27 protein-coding genes and 1 tRNA gene are annotated in these 22,137 nt (G+C 36.9%); 14 read left to right on the top strand and 14 right to left on the bottom strand.

What is annotated here, in order from left to right:
- The 7 genes from ABMA79_RS04995 to queA form a co-directional block, all read right to left on the bottom strand.
- Entirely contained in the window at positions 1-690 is a 690-nt protein-coding gene (locus tag ABMA79_RS04995) for a hypothetical protein (protein WP_392860969.1), read from the bottom strand.
- Positions 677-1,603 carry a protein translocase subunit SecF gene (gene secF / locus ABMA79_RS04990; protein ID WP_392860970.1) on the bottom strand — a complete coding sequence of 309 codons (927 nt, stop codon included), beginning with the start codon at positions 1,601-1,603 and terminating at the stop codon, positions 677-679. Before secF ends, ABMA79_RS04995 begins: the two co-directional genes overlap by 14 nt.
- Positions 1,604-1,618: 15 nt before the next feature.
- Positions 1,619-3,328: a protein translocase subunit SecD gene (secD, locus tag ABMA79_RS04985; RefSeq protein WP_392860971.1), complete on the bottom strand. Its 1,710-nt coding sequence runs from the start codon at positions 3,326-3,328 to the stop codon at positions 1,619-1,621.
- 122 nt (positions 3,329-3,450) lie between these two features.
- Positions 3,451-3,774 carry a twin-arginine translocase TatA/TatE family subunit gene (locus ABMA79_RS04980; RefSeq protein ID WP_392860973.1) on the bottom strand — a complete coding sequence of 108 codons (324 nt, stop codon included), beginning with the start codon at positions 3,772-3,774 and terminating at the stop codon, positions 3,451-3,453.
- 2 nt (positions 3,775-3,776) lie between these two features.
- Positions 3,777-4,115, bottom strand: a complete 339-nt coding sequence (yajC, locus tag ABMA79_RS04975; RefSeq protein WP_021267106.1) for a preprotein translocase subunit YajC — start codon at positions 4,113-4,115, stop codon at positions 3,777-3,779.
- A 26-nt stretch (positions 4,116-4,141) separates the two neighbouring features.
- Positions 4,142-5,260 carry a tRNA guanosine(34) transglycosylase Tgt gene (gene tgt, locus ABMA79_RS04970; protein WP_392860975.1) on the bottom strand — a complete coding sequence of 373 codons (1,119 nt, stop codon included), beginning with the start codon at positions 5,258-5,260 and terminating at the stop codon, positions 4,142-4,144.
- Between the two features lie 6 nt (positions 5,261-5,266).
- On the bottom strand, positions 5,267-6,322 hold the full coding sequence (gene queA / locus ABMA79_RS04965; RefSeq protein ID WP_392860977.1) for a tRNA preQ1(34) S-adenosylmethionine ribosyltransferase-isomerase QueA: 1,056 nt from the start codon (positions 6,320-6,322) through the stop codon (positions 5,267-5,269).
- A 123-nt stretch (positions 6,323-6,445) separates the two neighbouring features.
- Here queA and ABMA79_RS04960 point away from each other — a divergent pair, with 123 nt between their 5' ends.
- The 6 genes from ABMA79_RS04960 to ABMA79_RS04935 all read left to right on the top strand — a co-directional run bounded on the left by ABMA79_RS04960 (position 6,446) and on the right by ABMA79_RS04935 (position 12,568).
- Entirely contained in the window at positions 6,446-7,489 is a 1,044-nt protein-coding gene (locus tag ABMA79_RS04960) for a trypsin-like serine peptidase (RefSeq protein WP_393090754.1), read from the top strand.
- Complete coding sequence (locus ABMA79_RS04955) at positions 7,452-8,066, top strand: 3'-5' exonuclease (protein WP_392860981.1); 615 nt, start codon at positions 7,452-7,454, stop codon at positions 8,064-8,066. The genes ABMA79_RS04960 and ABMA79_RS04955 overlap by 38 nt, the downstream gene beginning before the upstream one ends.
- A 76-nt stretch (positions 8,067-8,142) precedes the next feature.
- Positions 8,143-8,397 (top strand): hypothetical protein, encoded by a 255-nt coding sequence (locus ABMA79_RS04950; protein WP_392860983.1) that lies wholly within the window; start codon positions 8,143-8,145, stop codon positions 8,395-8,397.
- Positions 8,398-8,469: 72 nt separating this feature from the next.
- Positions 8,470-9,984, top strand: coding sequence for a hypothetical protein (locus tag ABMA79_RS04945; RefSeq protein ID WP_393090752.1), 1,515 nt, complete (start codon positions 8,470-8,472; stop codon positions 9,982-9,984).
- A 37-nt stretch (positions 9,985-10,021) separates the two neighbouring features.
- Positions 10,022-11,416, top strand: a complete 1,395-nt coding sequence (locus ABMA79_RS04940) for an L-serine ammonia-lyase (RefSeq protein WP_393090750.1) — start codon at positions 10,022-10,024, stop codon at positions 11,414-11,416.
- Positions 11,417-11,527: 111 nt separating this feature from the next.
- On the top strand, positions 11,528-12,568 hold the full coding sequence (locus tag ABMA79_RS04935; RefSeq protein WP_392860988.1) for a hypothetical protein: 1,041 nt from the start codon (positions 11,528-11,530) through the stop codon (positions 12,566-12,568).
- Positions 12,569-12,604: 36 nt separating this feature from the next.
- Here ABMA79_RS04935 and ABMA79_RS04930 read toward each other — a convergent pair whose 3' ends face one another.
- The 5 genes from ABMA79_RS04930 to ABMA79_RS04910 form a co-directional block, all read right to left on the bottom strand.
- Entirely contained in the window at positions 12,605-13,972 is a 1,368-nt protein-coding gene (locus ABMA79_RS04930) for a hypothetical protein (RefSeq protein ID WP_393090748.1), read from the bottom strand.
- Positions 13,959-14,621, bottom strand: coding sequence for an ATP-binding cassette domain-containing protein (locus ABMA79_RS04925; protein ID WP_393090745.1), 663 nt, complete (start codon positions 14,619-14,621; stop codon positions 13,959-13,961). The genes ABMA79_RS04930 and ABMA79_RS04925 overlap by 14 nt, the downstream gene beginning before the upstream one ends.
- A gap of 101 nt (positions 14,622-14,722) precedes the next feature.
- The gene (locus ABMA79_RS04920; RefSeq protein ID WP_393090742.1) at positions 14,723-15,145 is read right to left on the bottom strand and encodes a thioesterase family protein; all 423 of its coding nucleotides are present in this window, start codon (positions 15,143-15,145) and stop codon (positions 14,723-14,725) included.
- 49 nt (positions 15,146-15,194) lie between these two features.
- Entirely contained in the window at positions 15,195-15,800 is a 606-nt protein-coding gene (locus tag ABMA79_RS04915; RefSeq protein ID WP_393090740.1) for a hypothetical protein, read from the bottom strand.
- 154 nt (positions 15,801-15,954) lie between these two features.
- Positions 15,955-16,872, bottom strand: a complete 918-nt coding sequence (locus tag ABMA79_RS04910) for an alpha/beta hydrolase fold domain-containing protein (protein WP_393090737.1) — start codon at positions 16,870-16,872, stop codon at positions 15,955-15,957.
- A 123-nt stretch (positions 16,873-16,995) separates the two neighbouring features.
- Here ABMA79_RS04910 and ABMA79_RS04905 point away from each other — a divergent pair, with 123 nt between their 5' ends.
- The 7 genes from ABMA79_RS04905 (at position 16,996) to ABMA79_RS04875 (ending at position 20,167) form a co-directional block, all read left to right on the top strand.
- A complete protein-coding gene (locus ABMA79_RS04905; protein WP_392861000.1) occupies positions 16,996-17,259 on the top strand; it encodes a hypothetical protein in 264 nt (87 codons plus the stop codon).
- A 108-nt stretch (positions 17,260-17,367) separates the two neighbouring features.
- Positions 17,368-17,589, top strand: a complete 222-nt coding sequence (locus ABMA79_RS04900) for a hypothetical protein (RefSeq protein ID WP_392861002.1) — start codon at positions 17,368-17,370, stop codon at positions 17,587-17,589.
- 32 nt (positions 17,590-17,621) lie between these two features.
- Positions 17,622-17,915: a hypothetical protein gene (locus ABMA79_RS04895; protein WP_393090734.1), complete on the top strand. Its 294-nt coding sequence runs from the start codon at positions 17,622-17,624 to the stop codon at positions 17,913-17,915.
- Between the two features lie 104 nt (positions 17,916-18,019).
- Positions 18,020-18,496, top strand: a complete 477-nt coding sequence (locus tag ABMA79_RS04890) for a glutathione peroxidase (RefSeq protein WP_393055929.1) — start codon at positions 18,020-18,022, stop codon at positions 18,494-18,496.
- Complete coding sequence (locus ABMA79_RS04885) at positions 18,496-18,936, top strand: MarR family winged helix-turn-helix transcriptional regulator (RefSeq protein WP_392861008.1); 441 nt, start codon at positions 18,496-18,498, stop codon at positions 18,934-18,936. The genes ABMA79_RS04890 and ABMA79_RS04885 overlap by 1 nt, the downstream gene beginning before the upstream one ends.
- Positions 18,926-19,567, top strand: coding sequence for an NAD(P)H-dependent oxidoreductase (locus ABMA79_RS04880; protein ID WP_392861010.1), 642 nt, complete (start codon positions 18,926-18,928; stop codon positions 19,565-19,567). The genes ABMA79_RS04885 and ABMA79_RS04880 overlap by 11 nt, the downstream gene beginning before the upstream one ends.
- A gap of 60 nt (positions 19,568-19,627) precedes the next feature.
- The gene (locus tag ABMA79_RS04875) at positions 19,628-20,167 is read left to right on the top strand and encodes a zinc-dependent peptidase (protein ID WP_393090731.1); all 540 of its coding nucleotides are present in this window, start codon (positions 19,628-19,630) and stop codon (positions 20,165-20,167) included.
- Here the strand turns inward: ABMA79_RS04875 and ABMA79_RS04870 are convergent.
- On the bottom strand, positions 20,164-20,832 hold the full coding sequence (locus tag ABMA79_RS04870) for a hypothetical protein (RefSeq protein WP_393090729.1): 669 nt from the start codon (positions 20,830-20,832) through the stop codon (positions 20,164-20,166). The two genes, ABMA79_RS04875 and ABMA79_RS04870, sit on opposite strands and share 4 nt — an antisense overlap.
- A 112-nt stretch (positions 20,833-20,944) precedes the next feature.
- Here ABMA79_RS04870 and ABMA79_RS04865 point away from each other — a divergent pair.
- A tRNA-Leu gene (locus ABMA79_RS04865) sits at positions 20,945-21,029 on the top strand.
- 196 nt (positions 21,030-21,225) lie between these two features.
- Here ABMA79_RS04865 and ABMA79_RS04860 read toward each other — a convergent pair.
- Positions 21,226-21,849 (bottom strand): hypothetical protein, encoded by a 624-nt coding sequence (locus tag ABMA79_RS04860; RefSeq protein WP_393090726.1) that lies wholly within the window; start codon positions 21,847-21,849, stop codon positions 21,226-21,228.
- Positions 21,850-22,137: the final 288 nt, after the last annotated feature.

Below are 22,137 nucleotides of genomic sequence, written 5' to 3'. Positions count from 1 at the left end.
CTAGAGAACTCTTTTAATGAAAACATCAACGCTTGGATCTAAGTAGTCTTTATAGATAAAATAAAGAACACCTGCTTTTAGGCCCGTTGAAAAAACAAAGAAGATTAGCGACTTTACGTAGCGAAAAACAAAGAACTCGTCTTTCTTAATAAATGCACGCTTAAGAAAAAAGCTAAGAATAAATAGGAATATAACAACTCCTAGAGCAAGCTTTAAAACATCCTTATCCTGTGTTAACTCGAATAAGTAGAGTAAGGCCTTATCATCTTTTACAATCCCAACAGCAAAGTTTACAAGCTTATCGCTATTAACAAAGAATTGCATGATTGGGTTTTGCGTGGCATTTTCGCGAATCATTTGGGCAACTTGAGCGTCAGGGACATTTTTAAATTGTGCATTAATCATCTTAATTGCACGTCTCATCATCTCAGGGTCGGCCTTACCATTTTTTAGACCGAGACCTTGTGTTGGCATATTTACGACATTAACGGCCTGGCCACCATTATTTTTGATTTCTTGGTTAAGAGTCTCAATTGACTCTTGAAGGTTTTCGATATCTTGAGAAGAAGTAGTCTTATCACGACTATCGTAATCTTCATCACCATACGCAAAAACCCCATGTGTACTAAGAAGTACACACAGGGCAATTAAGTATTTAATAAAATTTAATTTTGAATTAAGCGTTTGCATCTGCAGTTTTCGCCTGCTCCCCTCTAAATCTATCAAATAGAAGTACAACTGGTGCTGCAACGAAGTTAGATGAGTAAGTACCAACAACAACACCAAGAGTGATTGCCATAAAGAAATCACGGATTGCAAGACCACCTACGAAGAACATTGTTGCTGATACGAAAAGTGTCGTACCAGAAGTAAGGATTGTTCTTGAAAGTGTTTCGTTAATTGCATTATTGATGTGATCTTTGATATCACGTCCAACAAACTTTGCTTCATGCTCACGTACACGGTCATAAACGATAACGGTATCGTTAACTGAGTAACCGATAACGGCAAGGATTGCAGCAACAGTCTGTAGAGTAAACTCTGTTCCAGTTAGAGCAAATACACCTAGAATGATTGTTACATCGTGGAAAAGAGCAACAATTGCACCTGGCGAGTATTTGAAATCGAAACGTAGACCAACGTAGATCATAATTGCAAGTAGTGCCCAAAGCATTGCTAGGAAACCAGATTTTCTAAGCTCAGCTCCGGCCTTAGGACCAACGATATCAACTTTTCTGATCTCAACACCATCTTGTGCATACTTAGTCGTTAGTGTTTTTGAAACCTTTTCAGTAACTTCATTTAAGTTACCTTCGTTTGCACTAACTTTAAGAAGGTATTCATTCATTTGAGGCTCACCGATTGTTTGGATCGTTACCCCAGTGAAACCAGCTGACTTCATTTCACGACGAAGCTCATCTAGGTTTTCAGTTTTTTGGAACTTAACTTGAATCTCAGCACCACCACGGAAGTCTACCCCGTATTTCATTTTAGTACCGATAAGAACAAGTGAAGCAATAACTAGAATCGCAGAGATAAGACCTGCAATCCCGAATTTATTAACAAAATTGAATTTTGTATTACTTTTTATAATTTCAAACATCTTAAACTCCAATCCTTAAATGCTTAAGTCCTGCCCTTCTACTTTATTCATATAGAATTCAAAGAATAGCTTTGAAACAAAGTAAGAAGTGTAAACAGTTGCAAAAATACCAATTAATAATGTAACAGCGAAACCTCTAATTGGACCTGTACCAAAGTTCAGAAGACAGATACCAGCAAGAGCAGTCGTGATGTTTGCATCAATAATTGTCCAGAAAGCAGAGTTGAATCCGTTTTCAACAGCTTTATAAAAGCCGACATTATTTCGTATTTCCTCTCGAATACGCTCGTAAATAATGATATTGGCATCAATTGCCATACCAACAGTAAGAGCGATCCCTGCAATACCAGGAAGAGTTAGAGTTGCACCAAGTCCAACAAGCATAGCTAAAACAATTAGAACGTTAAGAGCTAGAGTTGTAACGGCGAATACACCAGAAATTCTATAGTAAACAAGAATGAAACCAAATACTAGAATACAACCAATGATTGCAGCAAACCTAGCTTTATCAATTGAGTCAGCACCAAGTGATGGACCAACTGTTCTTTGCTCAAGGAAATCAAGTTGTACAGGAAGAGCACCGGCACGAAGAACAAGAGCTAAGTCTTTTGCTTCTTTAAGTTGCTCATTATAACTTTTTCCACCTAGAGAAATCGTCGCGCGTCCTCCAGCAATCTTACCGTTGATACGTGGAGCTGAGTAAACGTTACCATCTAGTGTAATGGCCATTAAACGTCCAACATTTTCACCAGTAACTTCAGCGAAGATCTTTGCACCACGAGACTTAAAGTTAAGTCCTACTTCTGGGTTGTTATTATTTTGTGGATTGAATTGAACTCTAGCATCCTCAAGGTCTTCACCTGTCAGACGAGCAATTGATTCAATTAAGTATGGAACTAATTGAAGGATATCACCTTTTGCATTAGTTACTCTTTCAAATGCAAGAATATGACCCTTTGGAAGATCAGAAGCTACGATTTCATTTACCTTTGAAACGTAATCAGAAAACCTCTCACCTTTCTTATACTCAACGCCTTGCTCTTTTGCTTTTGATACCCAACCTTGAATTGTGATTGGAGCAATTTCAGAGTTTACCATTTTGAATTCTAGCTTAGCTGTTTTACCGATTAGCTCTTTTGCTCTTTCGATATCCTTAACACCTGGAAGCTGAACAACGATGCGGTCCTTACCTTGAGAGATAATCTCTGGCTCAGTTACACCAAATTCATCAATACGGTTACGAATAACTTCGATCGATCTTTTTACAGATTGATCTTCGATATCAGTCTTAACTTTCTTAGTTAGAGCAACAGAGATTGTACTACCAGTATCTTTAGTTACTCTTAGAAAACCATTGTATTGGTCATGAATAATATCCTTTAAAGTCTCAACATCAGTAGTTGAACCTAGGATAATTTCTTGGCGTGGATCTAGCTCATCAGATGAGTCTAGGTCACCAATTTCAAAACCGTTACCAGTTTTGTCCTTGAAGCTAAATTCTAAACGGCGCGCGTATCCTTTAACCTCGTCTTTGTAGACCTTTTTGAAGTCAATTCCTAAGATCATGTACAGACCACCTTGAAGGTCTAGTCCTAAGTTGATCTTAGACTTAACTGGAAAATTGTCAGTTTCTTTAAAATTAAATGCAGTAGGTACAATCGAAATACCTGAAATGATCGCTACGATAAGTAGAAATACGAAGCGATACCACCAGCCTCTTCTCATTAGATTCTCCTAATCCTTGGGTTTCTTTTGGTTTTCTCGAATAATAGAGTTAAATAAACTACAAAAATTATATGAGATTAACTACTTAAAAACAATATTAAGAGAATATTAATTTCAAAAACTTACGATTGCTTCGTTTTTTCCGACTTAATTGCTTGGTCTTTTTCTTCTTCAGAATTATTAGAATTCTTAATTTCGGCATCACCTTGCGCTGCAATGCTAGCTTCCGGTGACTCTGTGATTTGTGATGCCACAGATTCCTCTTTGTGAGAATTGGTCTCTGCAGCATCATTGACGTGATCCATTAAATCATCTTTGGCCTTTTGAAACTCGCGAAGTCCTTTTCCTAAACCTTTTGCCAGTTCAGGTAATTTTTTAGGTCCGATAAAAATCAGAGCAAAAACTAAAACAATAAGTAATTCACCAGCACCAAAGCCACCAAACATAATTACGCCTCTTTTTTATTAGAAAGGATACTTTCTTCAAGTCCACCAAGTTGTGAACGTAAGATTTTAATACGTGTACCTTCAGCAATTTCAAGGTCCACAACTTTTTCAGTCATCCCAACAATTGTACCAAAAATACCAGACTTTGTGTAAACACGGTTACCTTTTTCAAGTGTATCAAGCATTTTCTTTTCTTCTTCCATTTGTTTCTTTTGTGGTCTGAAAACAAGGAAATAAAAAATAGCAACAACAGCAATAATTGGAACAAAGTTCATCGCTGAATTAGCTGGAGCCGCAGCACCACCTTGAGCATAAGCATTAGATATAAAAAGTTGTAACATTTGTTTCTCCTAACTTTTATTTTAATTTATTGGCCTGAGGCCCATTTTCGTGAAGTGTATCTGTTATAAAATTCTTTGTAATAATCGTCAAACCTATCCGCTAGAATCGCTTCGCGTGCATCCTGAGTCATCTTAATCATGAAATAAAGATTGTGATAAGTGATCAAGTTACCAGAAAGAAACTCTCCAGTTGTATAGAGGTGTCTAATATAAGAACGTGAATACGTTTTACAAACTTTACAATCACAACTTGGATCAGGCGGAAGAGTGTCTTCTCTAAAGCGAAGATTCTTAATATTAAGTGGCCCATCGTGTGTTAAAAATTGTCCGTTACGTGCATTTCTTGTTGGAAGAACGCAGTCAAACATATCAATACCGGCACGAATTCCATTGAGAATATCAAGAGGCTTTCCAACACCCATTAGGTATCTTGGTTTTTGATCTGGCATTGTGTGAACAAAGTCATTTAGGAAATCAACCATCTCTTCATTCTTCTCACCAACAGAAAGTCCACCAAGAGCAAGTCCTGGAAAGTCCATTTCTTCTAAACGCTGCATACATTCCGTACGAAGATCTTTATGAAGTCCACCTTGAACAATACCAAATAGTTTTTGATAATCGCGAAGCTTATAGTCGATACAACGTTTGGCCCATCTAAGTGTCAACTCCATACTCTCGCGAAGAGTTTCTTTTGTTGCAGGAAGTTTTGGACACTCATCAAATGCCATAACAATATCAGAGCCTAGGCCCTTTTGAATCTCCATACTTTTTTCAGGAGAGATTAAGTGTTTTGAACCATCAATATGTGAAGAGAAAGTTACACCTTCTTCAGTAATTTTATTAATGTCTGAAAGAGAAAATACTTGGAAGCCACCAGAGTCAGTTAGAATTGGACGATCCCAATTCATAAACCCATGAAGTCCTCCACCAACTTTTTCAATAAGCTCATGCCCAGGTCTTAGGTATAAGTGATAAGTATTTCCAAGAATAATTTGAGCATTCATCTCATAAAGATCTTCTTGCCACATACACTTAACAGATGCACGAGTTCCAACTGGCATAAAGATAGGTGTTTTAATTTCACCATGCTCAGTTGTAATTGTTGTTGCGCGGGCCTTACCGCTATATCCTTCAACTTTAATCATATTCTCTTACCTTAAAATTAACATCGCATCACCATATGAAAAGAAACGATATCCCTCTTTAACTGCAATATTATAAATCTCTAATGTTTTCTCACGGCCAATTAGCGCACTCACAAGCATAAGTAGCGTTGATTTTGGTAAGTGAAAATTTGTCACTAAACCATCAATACTCTTCACATCAACACCAGGGTGCAAGAAGATTGAAGTATCCTTCATCTCTCCTGGAGTATAGTCATCCACTCCATTTTGCCAAATCGTTTCAAGAGTTCTTAAACTCGTTGTCCCAACAGCAAAACGCTTTTTTGCATTTTTTATTTTTTCGAAATTTACTTTATCAACAAAGTAATTTTCAGAGTGCATTTTATGATCTTCAAGATTATCAACCTTGACTGGCGCAAAAGTTCCAAGCCCGACATGTAAAGTTACCTTCGCAATGTCATGTCCTTGTCCCTTGATCTGCTCTAATAGTTCATCCGAAAAGTGAAGCCCTGCTGTTGGAGCAGCAACACTTCCAAGCTCATTTGCAAAAACCGTTTGATAATCTTTCTTATCTTGATCATCCGACTCTCCCCCGCGAATATAAGGAGGAATTGGAACGAGTGCATTTGCATTTAAGTAATCAATTAGATCATTTCCAACAATAGATGGCGCAATTAAGAACTCACCTTCAATATTGTCGACAATTGAAATTGTCAGTCCATTAGCGAAGATATATTTATCACCGGCCTTCTTTTTTCCACGGGCCTTAACAAGGGCGCGGTAATATCCGGCCTCATTAGGCTCAACTGTTAAAAAGAAAACCTCTGCATTTCCACCACTTTCTTTGTGACCTTTTAGACGACAAGGAAATACCTTGCTCTGATTAAGAACCAAAGTTGTCTCACTTGGGAGAAAATTAATCAGTTCATTAAATTTATGATGTGAGATTGTATCAGTTTCACAGTTATAAACTAATAATCTTGAGTGATGACGTCCTTCAATTGGGCGCTCCGCAATCTGCTCTTTAGGCAAGTCGTAGTCGTACGACGATAGCTGTAAATCCACATTATTTAATTGATTCATAGGTCCCGATAGTAGCGTGAAATTAGGTAATCGTCATCATGTAAGTTTTTCAAATCACAACTTTCTTATATTCAAATGTAAAGAAAACTGCAAAAACTTACAAAAAGCAAAAGAGAGGGAAATTTGAAGTTAAATCTTACAAAAATCGCATTATTTTCAGCGTTAATTTCAACAAATTCGATGGCCATTAATAAAGTTATTTATGGAAACGATAATAGAGTTGATGTGCACGAATCAAATAAAGGTTTTCTAGTTGATAGTGTTGCGGCAATGGTTCCAAGTTACGCTTTTTTAAAAGATGAAAAAGGAAAAGTTGCTGACACAAAGCTTCTAAGATTTCCTACTTTAAAATATCATAGAGGTTACCCTACATGTGGTGACATGAGATTTAGAGACCAGCCTACGATTGCAAGTTGTAGTGGATTCTTAATTGGAAAGAATCTTCTTATGACGGCCGGACACTGTATGATCTCTGGTGGAACAGAAGTTTCTGACCAAGTGACATCAAAGTGTAGAGATAATAAATGGGTATTCAATTATAACTCAACATCAGTAAACAAAGATGGACAATTAGAAATTAAAAAGAGTGACGTCTATAGCTGTAAGCGCGTTGTAGCGGCATCTTACACAGGTTCCCTAGACTACGCGGTCGTTGAACTTGAGCGTGAAGCGACAGATAAAAAGCCTCTAACTCTAAACATGTCAACAAATGCAACAGCAAAAGGTACAGATATTTATGTGGCCGGCTACCCTACTGGACTTCCTCTTAAGGTTGCAGATGGTGCCAAGGTTATCTCAAACCCAATTTACAGCAAAGAGATCATCACTGACCTCGATACATTTGCAGGTAACTCAGGATCTCCTGTTTTAAATAAGAAAGATGAGGTAATTGGAATTTTAGTTGCTGGTGAAATCGATTATGCCTTTGATTTTGACAAAGGTTGCTATAAAGTAAACGTATGTAAGAAGCAAGGTGGAAAGTGTGAACGTCAATCGTCTCCGCTTGGAGGCACTGGTGAAACTGTTACAAAAGTTGTCTCTGCTTACACTGATTACAAATTAAAAGAAGCTTTAGGGCCTTATATCTTTGAAGAAGGCGCTAAGAGCGAAGAAGAAGTGGAAGAAGTCATTGAAGAATACGAAGAAGAATACGAAGACGAATATTAAAGCTAGAATCACTAAAGAAGAAATCAACTCTTTCGAGATGATTGATTACACGGGCCAGATTCATCTAATTGATACAGAACAAAAGGCCCAAGATATTTCAAAAAGATTTCAAGAATTAAATCAAAAATACAATTGCACGGGCCTTGATACTGAATCGAGGCCTTCTTTTAAAAAGACCGATAATTTCCGAATAAGCCTTATTCAAGTTTCATTTGAAGATGAGTGCTTCCTTTTTCGTTTGAATAAGATCCAATGCCCAGACTACTTAGTAGATTACTTAGAGGACGAGAAGCTTATTAAGACAGGTGTTGCCGTTAAAGATGATTGTCGTGATCTTAAAAAGCAATACCATATCAATGCCAAAGGTGTTGTTGATGTTCAGGATCTCGCCAAGGCCCAAGGCTATATCACTCTTGGCCTGCAATCCCTTACAGGAATTCTTTTAGAGAAGAAGATTTCAAAGAAAGCAAAGCTTACAAATTGGGAAAATAACAAACTAACCGATGCCCAGATTCGCTATGCTGCAACTGACGCCTGGATTTCATTAAAGCTTTATCAGGCCCTAGAAGCCAAATAAGAATTTCTTTTCATAATCTTTCATCAAAGATTCATGATTTTTGATCATGATAGATCGTATGAAAGTCCTAAGGATATTGATTATATTGTTTTTCGCTTCTGGCGTTTATGCACAAAAATCAAAAAATCAGAGCGGTGCATATCGAATGGATAGCTTTGGAACAACTAATCCCTATGAAGAAGCAGCTATTCCTGATGATCGAAAAATTCGCCAGCCTTCCTCTGAAGAAATCTATAAGTACAAGTATGAACTTGAACAAAATCCCAAGTGGCAGGATATCGAAGAGAATTGTGGGGATCGTTGCATCTACCCAGACTCTCGTGGTAAATAATTTCAGCAACTTAAACTAGGTAAATTATTTCCTAAATAAATTCAAACTCATTCATTCTATAATTTAACGAGAATGAATGTTGTTAAGTGCGCAATAATATTAACATTCCTTGGCCTTACTCTTACCTCTTGTTCAGGAGGCGCAGAGGGTGCATCGGGAATTCAAGCAGCTCCTGTTGGTCAGGCGGCACCTACTGCTATCTCAACAGCACAAGCTGTCATTACAGGTGCTCTACCTCAAAATTCACCGGTCATTTCTTGGACCAATCCAGCAAGTTTAGATCATATTGAATACGCACTCGGTACTTCTGCAGGTGGTACAGAGCATACGACATGGACGGATATTGGAGTTGTCACAAATTACACTCACACGGCGCTGGTAGGTTTAACACAATGCCAAGCTTACTACCCTTCTGTGCGCGCAGTAAGTGCGACAGCGCAAATTTCAACAACACTAACAAGCACAAGTTTCTACTGGGACAACAGCGCTCCAACAGGTTTAGGTGTGCCAGATATTTCTGCAGATGATGCTACAGCAGGGTCATCAACAACGACAACATGGGGAGCAGCGACAGATAATTGCGTTCTTGATCACTACGAGATTGCAATTGGAACAACTGCTGGTGCAACTGATGTACAAACTTGGATCGATATTGGAAATGTCACATCCTATAAAATTCAAGATGGCGTAAATGGTGCAAGCTTCACTCTTACTGAAGCAACAAATTATTATATAACTTTAAAGGCGGTCGATGAGGCCGGTTTTGAAATAATTCAAAACTCAGCAGCATTCCAAGTTTTTAATCCGGCCACATCGTTACCAAATATGGTAGCGCGCTTAGATGCAAGTGATCTTAGTTCAATCTTAGATAGCGGCGGGCTTGATGCTTCAAATGGTGCCTTCAATGGTTCAGTTGAAGACTGGCTTGATACATCTGCAAGTGCCAACACTCATCACTTCTATCAAAATGGCGCTGCTCCAACTTTTGACGGAGTTGATAATCATGTTGTCTTTAATGGATCAAACCAGTACCTGACTGTTGCAAATCATGCGGAATTAAATACGGCCACTACTGATCAAAGAAATATCACAGCGTCTATTGAGACTTCGGCCGATATTACAAGCCTACAAATTATCTACGAAGAAGGCGGGGCCAGTCGTGGGATGAATATCTATATTCAAAGTGGAAATCTCTACTGTGGATTTTGGAATATTAACGATGACGGTGATGGCAGCCAGGCCTTCACTTCTGTCAGCGCGCCAATAGCAACAAATACCATTTACCACGTTACATGGGTATTTGATTACACCAACTATGCTGGTGCGGCCGGGCCTGACGGTGACCTTACTTGCTATGTCAACGGAAGTTCAATTGGATCAACAACATCAACTTCCCTTTTATACGCACACTCAGGGGCCATCTCCCTTGGTTCATACCTTAGTGATAGCTACACTCACACTGGCAACCTAAGTGGAAATGGCGGCTATTTTAATGGTGACGTCATGGAACTAATGCTCTTTAACGATCCCCCAGATGCAGCAACAGTGAACACAATTCATACATATCTTGAAGATAAGTGGAACTAGGCTAGCTCAAATCATAATCATCTGATATAAATTCCTCATGAATTTAAGTGTATTTGATATCTACTCAATCGGTATTGGGCCAAGTAGTTCCCATACGGTAGGGCCTATGAGGGCCGCTAAAGAATTTATGGATAAGCTCATCTCAATGGGCCTCTACAATGAGACACAAGTTGTCTCAACTGCACTCTATGGATCTCTTGCCTTAACAGGAAAAGGTCACGGTACAGACAAGGCCGTCATCCTAGGACTTAGTGGTTATACACCTGAAGATATCTGCCCTGATCAAATTGATCGCATCCTAGATCTTGCCCACGATAAAGAAGAACTTACATTCTTTGAGGGCAAAGAAAACGCGAAAACAATCTCATATATTCCACGAGAACATATCTTATTTCACCGCAAGCAAACGCTAGACTTCCATTCAAATGGAATGTGCTTTCAAGCGATTGATAAAGATGGAAAAGAGCTATTCAAAAAAATCTATTATTCAATCGGTGGTGGCTTTATTGTTGCTGAAGGTGAAAATAATGACGGCGATATTTTTTCTCAGCACACTAGCAAGGTTAAGTATCCATTCACTTGTGGTGATGAATTACTAGAGACTGCAAACAAGAATGAGATTTCGATTTGTGAGCTAATAAAGACAAACGAAACAACATGGCGAAGTGAAGAAGAGATTAACAAAGGGCTGCTAGAGATATGGCAGGCAATGGATAATTGTATCAATAGGGGCCTTAAGGCTGAAGGACAACTTCCAGGTGGCCTAAAAGTAAATAAACGCGCAAAGAAATTACATGAAGCGCTCTTAAAGAAAGATTGCGAAAAGAATCTTGATCCTCTAACGATTATGGACTGGGTAAATCTCTTTGCGATTTCAGTAAATGAAGAAAATGCCTCTGGTGGAAAAGTTGTGACGGCCCCAACAAATGGAGCGGCCGGAATTATTCCAGCAGTTATTAAATACTATCTTAAATTTGTTAAGGATGCCTCAATTGAAAAAGTCGTGGACTTCCTTTTAGTCGCAGGCTGTGTTGGTATTCTTTATAAAAAGAACGCATCGATTTCAGGTGCTGAAGTTGGATGCCAGGGTGAAGTTGGCGTTGCTTGTTCAATGGCCGCAGCAGGTCTTGCACAAGTTCTAGGCGGAACAAACGAGCAGATCGAAAACGCAGCAGAAATCGCTATGGAGCACAACCTAGGACTGACTTGTGACCCTATTGGAGGCCTTGTGCAAATTCCTTGTATCGAGAGAAATGCCATGGGTGCAGTTAAAGCAATTAATGCTGCCAGAATGGCCATGCGTGGAGACGGAAGTCACTACGTGAGTCTTGATAAGGTTATCAAAACCATGAAAGAAACTGGCGCCGATATGCAGACGAAGTACAAGGAAACAAGTCGTGGAGGACTCGCTGTTAACGTCACAGAGTGTTAATTCAGCTAGTTAGACACGCTACTTCTTTCACACGTCAAGATAAACACTTTCATTTTAGTGACTCACATCATACAAAGACCTACTTTTACATAGGAAATTTGGGAGAGAGTCATGAAAAAGATCTTAATTCCTCTAATGCTACTTACTCTGTTTACAGGTTGTAAGGAAGTTAAAGAGGCCATCAAAATGCCACAAAAAATGGATAAACTTGGTGAGACGACTGACGGTATGAGTGATACAACATCACAGCTATACTCACAGCTTCGTTCGGCACAGTCTTCAGTTGAAAGACGTGATGCTTTCGCACTTATCCTTAATGATAATATCGAAATGGGTCAAAAGCTTACAAATGCTGCAAAATTCTTTATGGCATTCGAGTACAACCTTTATACGGGAATTAAGCCTTACGATAACTTAGAAATTCGTGACATGCTTTTCTATGATGCAGTTGAAGAATTTTATAAGAATATGGCCTCTGTTTATGAAACAGATATTAAGGGTGAATTCAACGTTAAAAAAGCAATGAAGAAAGGTAAGATGACTCCTATCCATACAGGAAAGTGGTCACTTAAAAAACGTAACTATGAGCAATCTTTCTATGCTGTAGCTGCGGCCCTTCACAAGGTTCACCACCGTCAAACATTCAATGCAAAAAATAATGGTTTTGCAGAAATGTCGATGTACACACTTATGAAAGATGCACTTATCAAAGACTCTCAAGGTGCAACTCTAAGTAAGTCAGAGGAATATATCGTTGCAGGTCACAACCGTGAAATCTCAATTGCTCTATTAAAAGCACGTATTGACATCATCCTTGCACTTGCAATCAATGATTCAATGGATGCCGATGAAGCTTCATTTTGGCCAGGACTTCTTCACGTTGTATCAGGTGGAAAACTAGGAAAGCTAGAACTTCCTTCTACTTTTGAAACGTCAAATGCAGCAACGATGCATGAAGCGAATAAGAAGATCGAAGAAGCACTTAAGTGTTATGACTTCCTTCTATCAATTGGTGTTAAGCACGAGATCGATAAGAAAGTTAAAAATATCTTCGATAACGTTGATCTTCCAGAGCTAGATAATATCCAAGCTCAAAATGACAATATTCAAGAGTACAGAGAATATATTCATCAAATTCAAAAAATCGATTAATTCAAATAAAAGAAAAGGCCTCGTTTGAGGCCTTTTTTATTTTTTAAGATATGCTCTACTAATTATATCCCTCATCGCTTTCTTACACTCAGGCTCACTTGACTCTCCTAATGTATTAAAAAGCTCACTCTTATCCTTATCATTTTTTATTAAGTCTGAATCTAGAATAGATGCAATAGACCTTCCCTTACATTCCTTTGCGGCGAATAAAAGATTATGACTAAGAGTATGATCTTCGATTTTATACGCATTATTATTTAAGAGATAAGTTAGAAATTTCTGGCTATTCATAACCACCATAAAGTTTAATAAACTTCCTGGGTGACATTTCTTGTCTTCATTTAATTGACAGATATAACTATCATATTCAGAAACCTTACTAGGAAGAAGATGAAGGATAATATCCTTTCGATCAAACCTTGTCGCAAATTCAAAAATGACCTTTTCCTTCAGCCATTGGTACTGCTTATCATCAGGCATTCCACTATCATAATATTTAATAAACTTACTCGAATCTTTATCTTTTAAAAGTGTTATGAACTTAGCTTCTTTAATAAATCCAAATCCAGTATAAACGATATATGATTTATAATTTATGTGATTAAAGCTTGAGACAAAATAGAAAAGTAAAACAGTACCTATCGCAAGACTTGATGAGAGCTTTAAGTTAAGGATCAATTGCTTCTTTAAACTTGTTTGTAATAAGCGAAACTTCTTATGCTCATTATATGGCCTATCATCTTTATAAACTCTTACAAAAGTATAAATGATAAAAAATCCTAGAAAAAGTGGAAAAACCCAAACAGCTCTATCTTTAGAAATAAAAACACCTAAGAGAAGTATCGAAATATTAATAAATATAAAATTTAGAACTAAAAAAGGAATATTAGTTAAAGAAATAAGAGGATTTCTAAAAAGTCGATTAAATTGATGTCGCTCTTGAAAGGCAAAAGTTCTTACATTAAATGAATTAGCAAAAAAAATGAATAAAAGCATAGTAGATAATATAACCTTTTCATCATTCATATCGTTTTGAGAAGAATTTAATAAAAGAAAATCGGCCATGTAAAGACCTGCTATGATGCTATAAAAATAAGAGAAGAAAAATCCAAAAGCTTGAAGCAACATTTTGTGAAACAGACTAATTGGAAGAGTTAAATTATATAGACTCCCGGTCAATTTATAAGGCGATCTAATGGTCTGAGAGCGACTCTTATTTAAAACAATCGAAATAAAAATAACTGAAAATGCAGTAATTGGTAGAATATTTAGTTCAAATTTTGAATAAACAATCCAAGATAAAAATAGACAAAGAAGAAAGAATAGAGTTTTAAGAAAAAAGACATTCTTATTCTCTTTGATATTATTAACAATAAGATTTCCAAGAACACTATGCTGCTTCATAATCGACAATCCCATGAGACCTAATTGTAAGAACTCTGTTACTGTTTAATGTCGTATCTTCAGGTATATTTGTTGCCATCACAACACTTCGCCCAGATGCACACTCTTTTGATAAAAGCTCACCTAACAACTTACGTGCCTTTCGATCAAGAACGGCAGTTATCTCATCAATTAGGATAAGAGGTGTACCAGATGCGATGGCCGCAATGATTTGAACACGAACCTTCATTCCAGTAGAAAGCTCATGGATACACTTATCTCGATCGAGCTCAAAATCAGCGAGGAGACTTTTTTCTTTTTCGATATCATAATCAGGATAAAGAATTTGGTAATTATCTAAAATGAAACCAACACGAGAGTTTTCATCAAAATCAAAATCATGTGAGTTAAAGAACATTTTCTTAAAGATCTTTGAACGATTATGCGTTGGGGCCATATCAAAAACATTAACATGACCATTTAGCGGATTATATACACCTAGAACAAGATTGATAAGAGTACTTTTACCTGAACCATTCTTTCCAAGTAAAACGACAAATTCACCGGCGCCAACTTTTAAGGAAACATTCTTAAAAATAACTTCGCCATCAGGGAAAGTATAATCCAAATTCTTAAGCTCAACTAATGGACTATTTGAATTAGCGCCCATATCCCCTCCATTCAATTATAAATAATAATTGTACAGGTGGTTCAAGCAGATACAAAAATCAACTAATTAGCGTGAATAGACTTCCTCAAATTATAGGCAGTCTATTTCTTAAAGTGGTCAAGAAAGGCCTGAGGCGCCTTGGCAAGCTTTCGCTCTTCATAGTCAAAGAAGACTAGTCCATTTTTAGCGTAAGCAATAAGACGATCACCACAAGTGAACTTATATAGAAGGTCATAGCCGTATTCACTAATATCTTCGACAAACATTTCAGCTTCTAAAATGTCTCCGTGAAAAGCTTCTCCGCGGTACATGTAAGCAGCGTCAGCTTGAATGAGAGACTTCCCAAAACAATTTAGTTCATCATGGCCAAGGGACTTTAGAAAACGCAGACGGCCTTCATGACAAAGTGTTGCCACAGCATCATTTCCCATATGATTTCCATAATTGACGAAGTTAATTGTTAGCTCGATTTTTGTTTTAAAATCTGCTTCTCTTTGAGGTGTCGATAATTTTATACGTGCCATGGATAAATTTTAACTAATTAAACTTACTCACACAAGATATAAGAATTCATTATTGGGCCGAGGAGATATTGAGGCCTTTCTTGTTAGATAAGAATTTTGCTAATAATTCGTGTCTGTTATTAACAACCATTGCCTTAATAAGGATATCGTCATTGAGCCATCTAAAATCGCGATCTAAAGGCATACCTTTATCATAGTAGGCTAAAAAATCATCAGGCCGATTCTTGATAAAAACAAAAGCATATACAGGTTTGGCCATATGAAAGTATGACAACAACTGTTGCGTATTTGCAGATGAATAGCGGATATACCTAAGCATCGAAAGACAAAAGAAAGAAATGATAAGAGATAAGCAGCAGATCATAAAACTTCTTTCGAACCATTTCTTTAAGGCCTTACTTGGAAAGAGTAATTCTCCGAATAGCTCCTCAGGTTTATTAGAGAATCGAAGTTGATAAATCAATAAAGATGCCACAAGGATGAAGCTTATATTTGGAATATAGGGAATATAATCAAATAAGATAATTAGGATTAAAATTGTAAGGGAGATGAAAAAAAATAATGAAAATAGAGTAATTAATTTAAGAAGGCCCTTTAGAGAATATAACTCTCCTATTGCTAAATTACGTCTATAGAAACCCCATTGAGCCTTCATAAAACCCCTCTCAAGTTAGATTTTATCGTCACTCATGAAATCTTCTAAATACGCCTATTTACGCGACATTTGAGAGTTTCATACTTGAGGATATTGGCCAATTTAGTGGCCATATCCATAGAGCTTATTTGGAAGAGATTAGACTAACAGGAATCTACGAATCTTTAATCTCATTAAAGATATATTCCTTCGCGTAGCTTAGAAGTGCATCGTTTTCAAGAACATGATTGGACCATGCATGGAAGCCATGTGAAAATTCTTTGAATGTCACATCCACTCCTTCTCTAAGTAGCTTCTCATAGAACATTAAACTGTCATCATAGAGAACATCATACTTAGCGGCATAGATATAAGTCTTTGGTAATGATTCAAGTTCATCACTATAAAGTGGAAAGATCGCAGGGTCCTGCATATGAACTTCTCTATTTGAAATTGCATAATCCAAAAGTTTTAAGAGCATGGATTTCGATAATCCACTCTCTTCCCCACTTTCATACTTATTGGCCGAAGTTGTCTCAAAGTCACTTTGATAATGGCCTGTTAAAAGATGAAGGTCTGTAATTTTAAAACTCTTATCACCCAAGTTGTTATTGGCCAAGCTAAGTAGAGTCGCAAGGTTTGCACCAGCAGAGACACCTGTTAGCGTAAAAGACGTCACTCCTTTTAGATGAAGATCATTTAAAAGAGCTAGGCACCAACTTGTAATCTCAGGAATACTCGACTCTGGAGATAATGGATAATCTGGGCAGATGATATACGAAGACTCATTATGTTCACTAAAGAGTGCTTGGCAGAATTGGGCACTTGTATACTCATGCCCTGTCACATAACCACCTGAGTGAAGATGGATCGTACAATGAGATTGCGGTTGGCCCCACACTAAACAGGTCTGGTTCAGGAGTTTTTGAGTTGAGCAGCTCACGAGCTTCTTATACTCACCTTCAATAAGCTCCATGGCCCTTCTAAGCTCAGCAAGGGTGATGCGAGAAAAGCGTTTAATGCCCACATCAAAGAATGACTGCATTGAAGAAAGTCGTTTCTGATGAATGAATTCAGTAATTGATTTAGACAATGTGTAACCCATTACATTTACACGGAAAAGTATTTATTAAATAAAGTATATAAATAAAATTCCGATAGTTAAAATTAGTAAAACTATTTTCGCTATTTTAATCAAATAAAGGTAACAAGGCCAATGAAAGCATTCTCTTTAATTGTATTGATCTGTACACTCATGGCCTCAAATAGTTTTTCTTATATCATTGTGGATAATGAAATCCATTCACCAACGCCTATTGACGATACTCAAGCAAAGCTCTTCAAAATTGATGACGATGGAATGGGCCCAATTATTCCGAAAGAAATTGAACAAAGTCGATTCCCCGCAAGCATTCCAACTGAAGATGAAAATGGTCATATTCAAGATAGTGACGAAAAATATAAGAGACCTTACAAGTAAAAAACTATCAATCAATATCCACAATAATTACATAAAAAATCCAAAGTACAGTTTCATAATCAAACCAAAGAGCTAATAGAGCTATAACACAAAAAAAAGAGGTAAGATATGAAACTAATTCCCATGACTTTAATTGTTGTCCTACTGACTACGCCAGCGTTTGCACGTAAAGATAAGCAGAAGAAAATGTCTGAGAAGTCAGAAACTCATCAAATGATGAAAAAAGATAAGAAAGCAAAAATGAAGCATGACAGAGATCGTATGCCTGCTTCAAAAGAACGTAAGAAAGGTGTCTCATTAACTGATACTCACTTTCTCATATACGAATAAGAGTATTTTGATAGAGAGGAAAGAGGTTTAAAATGAAAGTCCTCACATATATCTTAATTACACTGACTCTCCTTGCATTCAGCATGGAGGTTTATGGTGAGCGCTATACGGCCATTATAGATGAGAACGACCCATCTGTTCAGAGGCTGATTCACGGTGAAGAAGAGCAGCGCGCAAGTCAAGAACGTAATCAGTCACGTGAAGAGAAAATGGAAGAAAAGAAAATGGAGCGTACACCTGCTTCGCAAGATCAAGATGAATATAGAGTGAATGAATACATGGAAAGACATGCCAGACCTCCTCTATTTGATCGTAAGTACAAATAAGATATTGAATTTACTTCAGTATCTTATTTTTTACAATTATATTGTACACAATATAATTTTGTAATATATAATACTCATATAAACTAATCCCCAGGAGATTATGTATGAGCATCTATGATTATAAAGCAGTTGATATTAGAGGAAATGAAAGATCTCTATCTGAATTTAAAGGAAAGAGTCTCCTTATTGTAAATACAGCAAGTAAATGTGGCTTTACACCTCAATATGAAGGACTACAAAAGCTCTATGATAAGTACCAAGGTAAGCTAGAGATCTTGGCCTTCCCATGTAACCAATTTGGAAAACAAGAGCCAGGAAGCTCAGAAGATATTCAGTCATTTTGCGACTTAACATTTAAAACTTCGTTTCCACTTTTTGAAAAAATTGATGTTAATGGAGACAACACTCACCCACTTTACCAATATCTTAAAGACGAGTTACCAGGACTATTGGGCAGTAAGAAAATCAAGTGGAATTTCACAAAATTTCTCGTTGATAGTGAAGGCCATCCAATAAAAAGATATGCCCCAATTGATAAGCCTGAAAGCTTAGAGAAAGATATTGAAAAGAGTTTCAAGTAATGAGTGAAGACATTCTATTAATCGACAATCAAGTATGTTTTAGTCTCTACAGACTGAGTAAGTTAATTACAAGTCAGTATAGGCCATATCTTGAAGAGATTAACCTCACCTACCCACAATACCTTGTCATGCTTGCCTTATGGGAAAATGACAAGATGAATATGTCTCAACTAGGTGAAAAGCTTTCCCTTGATAACGGGACTTTAACTCCATTAATTAAGCGCCTTATTGAAAAAGGAATGGTTGAGAAGAAACGTTGTCTTGAGGATGAAAGAATTGTCTACATTACAACCACGACAAGTGGGAAGAAATTAAAGAAAAAAGCAAAAACAATCCCGCAGAAGCTTCTATGTTCAAATAATGTTGATCTAAAAGAGATCCAAAAACTTAAAGCTGAAGCGGATAAGATATATAACCAGTGGAGCACACATGAAGAATGAAGAAATTATAAAAGCACTTAATTGGCGTTATGCTACAAAGATTTTTGATAAAACAAAGAAAATTTCAGATGAGGATTTACATGTATTAAATGAATCTTTAAGGCTTGCGGCCAGCTCATTTGGCCTACAACCTTGGAAGTTTATTTTAGTAAACGATCAGGAAACACGCGAAAAATTAAGAGAGCATTCTTGGGGACAATCTCAAGTAACTGATGCTTCTCACTATGTTGTACTTGCTTACCTAACAGAGCTAGACGAGGAATATGTTGAAAAATTTGTCCAATCAATTGCTCAGCAAAGAAATGTTGAACGTGAAAGTCTACAGGGTTACTTTGACGTCATGAAAGGTGCCCTTATTGATGGGCCTCGCTCAAAAACGATTCCAGAGTGGTCACAACGCCAAACTTATATTGCCATGGGACAGCTTCTAATGACAGCAGCGATTCAAGGAATTGATACTTGCGCTATCGAAGGGATTGTTCCTGAAGAGTACGACAAAATCTTAGGTCTTGAAGGTACAAAGTACAAAACTCTTGGAACAGTGGCACTTGGTTACAGGTCAGATGAGGACAAGTACAAGGATCTTGAAAAAGTCCGCTTTAGCTTCGATGAAGTATTTAAAGTAATCTAATTGTTATCTAATAACTAGCGGTCAATTCAATTGGCCGCTTTTTTATGTTATGCTGACATCATGATTATCGCCCCAGTTCTTATATTCTTTATTCTCCTATTTGGTTATTTTTTCTATAAGCACTATTCTCATAAAATACGAAGAAATCTTTTGAAAAAGAAATACGAGCAAAATCGATTATTTTGGAGAGACTTCCTTACATCGCAAACCTCTCTATTTAATGAGCTCACGAACTCAGAAAAAGATAAAATATTAAATTCTATCTTAGTTTTCTACAGTGAGAAAAAGTGGCACGAATCAATCGAAGAAGAGCAACGTATTCTGACTTCATACTACGCCTGCCTACCAATCTTTAAAAGAAAGACAAATTTCTACCCAGGCATAAAGTCCATCGATAGTGCGTGGCCATTTGAGAAATGGTTGAAGTTCAATGAGAAGCAATTTGAAATTGATTTTGGAAAGCTTGCCTTAAAAGAGATGAATGGTGATTTTTCCAAGCTCTCTCTGATGTACTTTGAAAGAGCACCAGAACTTGCGAGCTCAAGGCCTACGATCTACGAAAACCTTAATAAGTTTTACCGCTTTCACCTAAAAGACTAATAGAAGTCAGCATCATTTGAGCTATACGGGTGAATTCTCTTATAATTTTCTCCCTGCTCAATATGCGCCTTTATATTAATCAAGTTCCACTTAAAGGTATTGGTAACACTTCTCTTTGTTATAAAATTAAAGATCTGGTTCCAAAAAAAGTATTCAAATTTAGAGGGCGGACTCTCAAGCTCAAGACGGTCTATGTAGCCAGAGCGAAACGTTAGAGACGTCTTATTTTCATCAAGCTTCTTATAGAATTGCTCCACAAGAAACTCTCCCTTTTCATCGTAGTTCATAAAGTCCATAAACTCATTGAAGTTATAGGCCCTAATTTGCTTATAGTACTCTCCTTGAGCTTTCGTGACTTTGGTGGTCGTTTCATCCCAGAAAGTCCCCTTCTCGCTCTCTCGTCGATAACAGCGACGAGTAAAACCAATATCACTATCCTTTAAATTTGCATTCCAAGGACACTCAGAAATGGGGCAAGATACAATTTTGTAGAAATAAGTCGACCACTGGCGGGCATTTTCATTTTTAGAATTATAGTTCCACACCACATCAATAGGGGCCTCGATAACCACTGTATACTCAGCGTAATCAACGGGTTTCGTGTACTCTCGCGCAGATGCGGTAGATGATAGTGCAAACAGCACAAATAGAAGAAAAACTCTCATATCATAAGATTAAGGCACAATGCCACAGCGGGTCAATATCAAGCAAGATTTTTCGTTGCCAATTAAATTCTAAGTGATTAATATATCTAAAGAATTCAAGTGATTTCAATGTGCCTAGGTGGTGAAATTGGTAAACACGCACGGTTGAGGGCCGTGTGCCGCAAGGCTTGCTGGTTCAAGTCCAGTTCTAGGCACCATTTCCAAAACAAATTCTATACATAAAATAAAACCCAAATAAATACGGAATTAACACTCATTCTTTAGACATTACATATAGCATCATAGAAAACTTTAGTACTGCATTTGAAACAGCAATATTAAAGCTCAATCAACAAAACACAAAATAAGATAACTACTCTCTCTCTGATATTTCCAAGAGCTAGAAAACACAGATCAAACAGCTTTAATTATACTGTCTACAAATGTAGATCCTTTTTCGTATTTACTAGTTAGCTTTTTTAAACTATCAACAGCAGAAAGCATTTCATTGAAGTCTTTTATCCCATTTGTTACGCCTTCAATTGAAAAATCTTCTTTCTCTAGAGTTAGTTTAATGTCTTTGATTTTCTCAGGGGAAAATTTATCAACAACTCGCTTTACCGTGCTATTATATTCATCAAATATTGCAACTGTTTCCCTAATTACCTTACTGTCTCTTGAAATTTTATCGTCTTTCTTTTTCATTTGAATCATTAACCCTTCATGGTCGACTAAGTTTAAAGTCCAATCACTAAGATTAAGACTAATATTATCTCTTATTCTATCAAGGGCACTCATAAGAATATCTATACAAAACCTAGATACAACATAAATTAAAGTATAGGCTATAGGCATCACAACAGTCATTGCACCACTATTTATATACATCGTCACAGCTTCAACTCTAGCAACAAGATTATCTCCATACAAAAATATAAAAATCAATTCGTAATTTAAAAGCATAAAAAATGTAGAAAACACACCTATTACAGGATGCTTAAACCTTTCACTTAAACTATCTGTTATTTCATTTGTCATAATACCTCTCTCCACGAGGTCACATATCGGAAACATTAATGTAAAAATTAGAAGACGGAACTTTTATGTAATAAACCATGTCTACTTGTATATTGAAAACATAAGCAAGAGCGATTAAATTAAACAAAAGAAGTCGGGCATAATGCTCGTCATATGCACCTTTAAAGGAGGTCAAGTAATGACTAGAAAGCTTAAAGAGAAAGATATAGTAATTTCCAAAAGAGGATTTCAAACAGAAGTCGACACAGATCAAATCGGCCATACAGAAAACATTAACATAGAAGGGGG

Origin of the sequence: Halobacteriovorax sp. HFRX-2_2, assembly GCF_043196705.1 — a bacterium.
GTDB lineage: Bacteria > Bdellovibrionota > Bacteriovoracia > Bacteriovoracales > Bacteriovoracaceae > Halobacteriovorax_A.
Note: the sequence above shows the minus strand (reverse complement) of the source record. Positions and strands in the feature narration are given on the sequence as shown.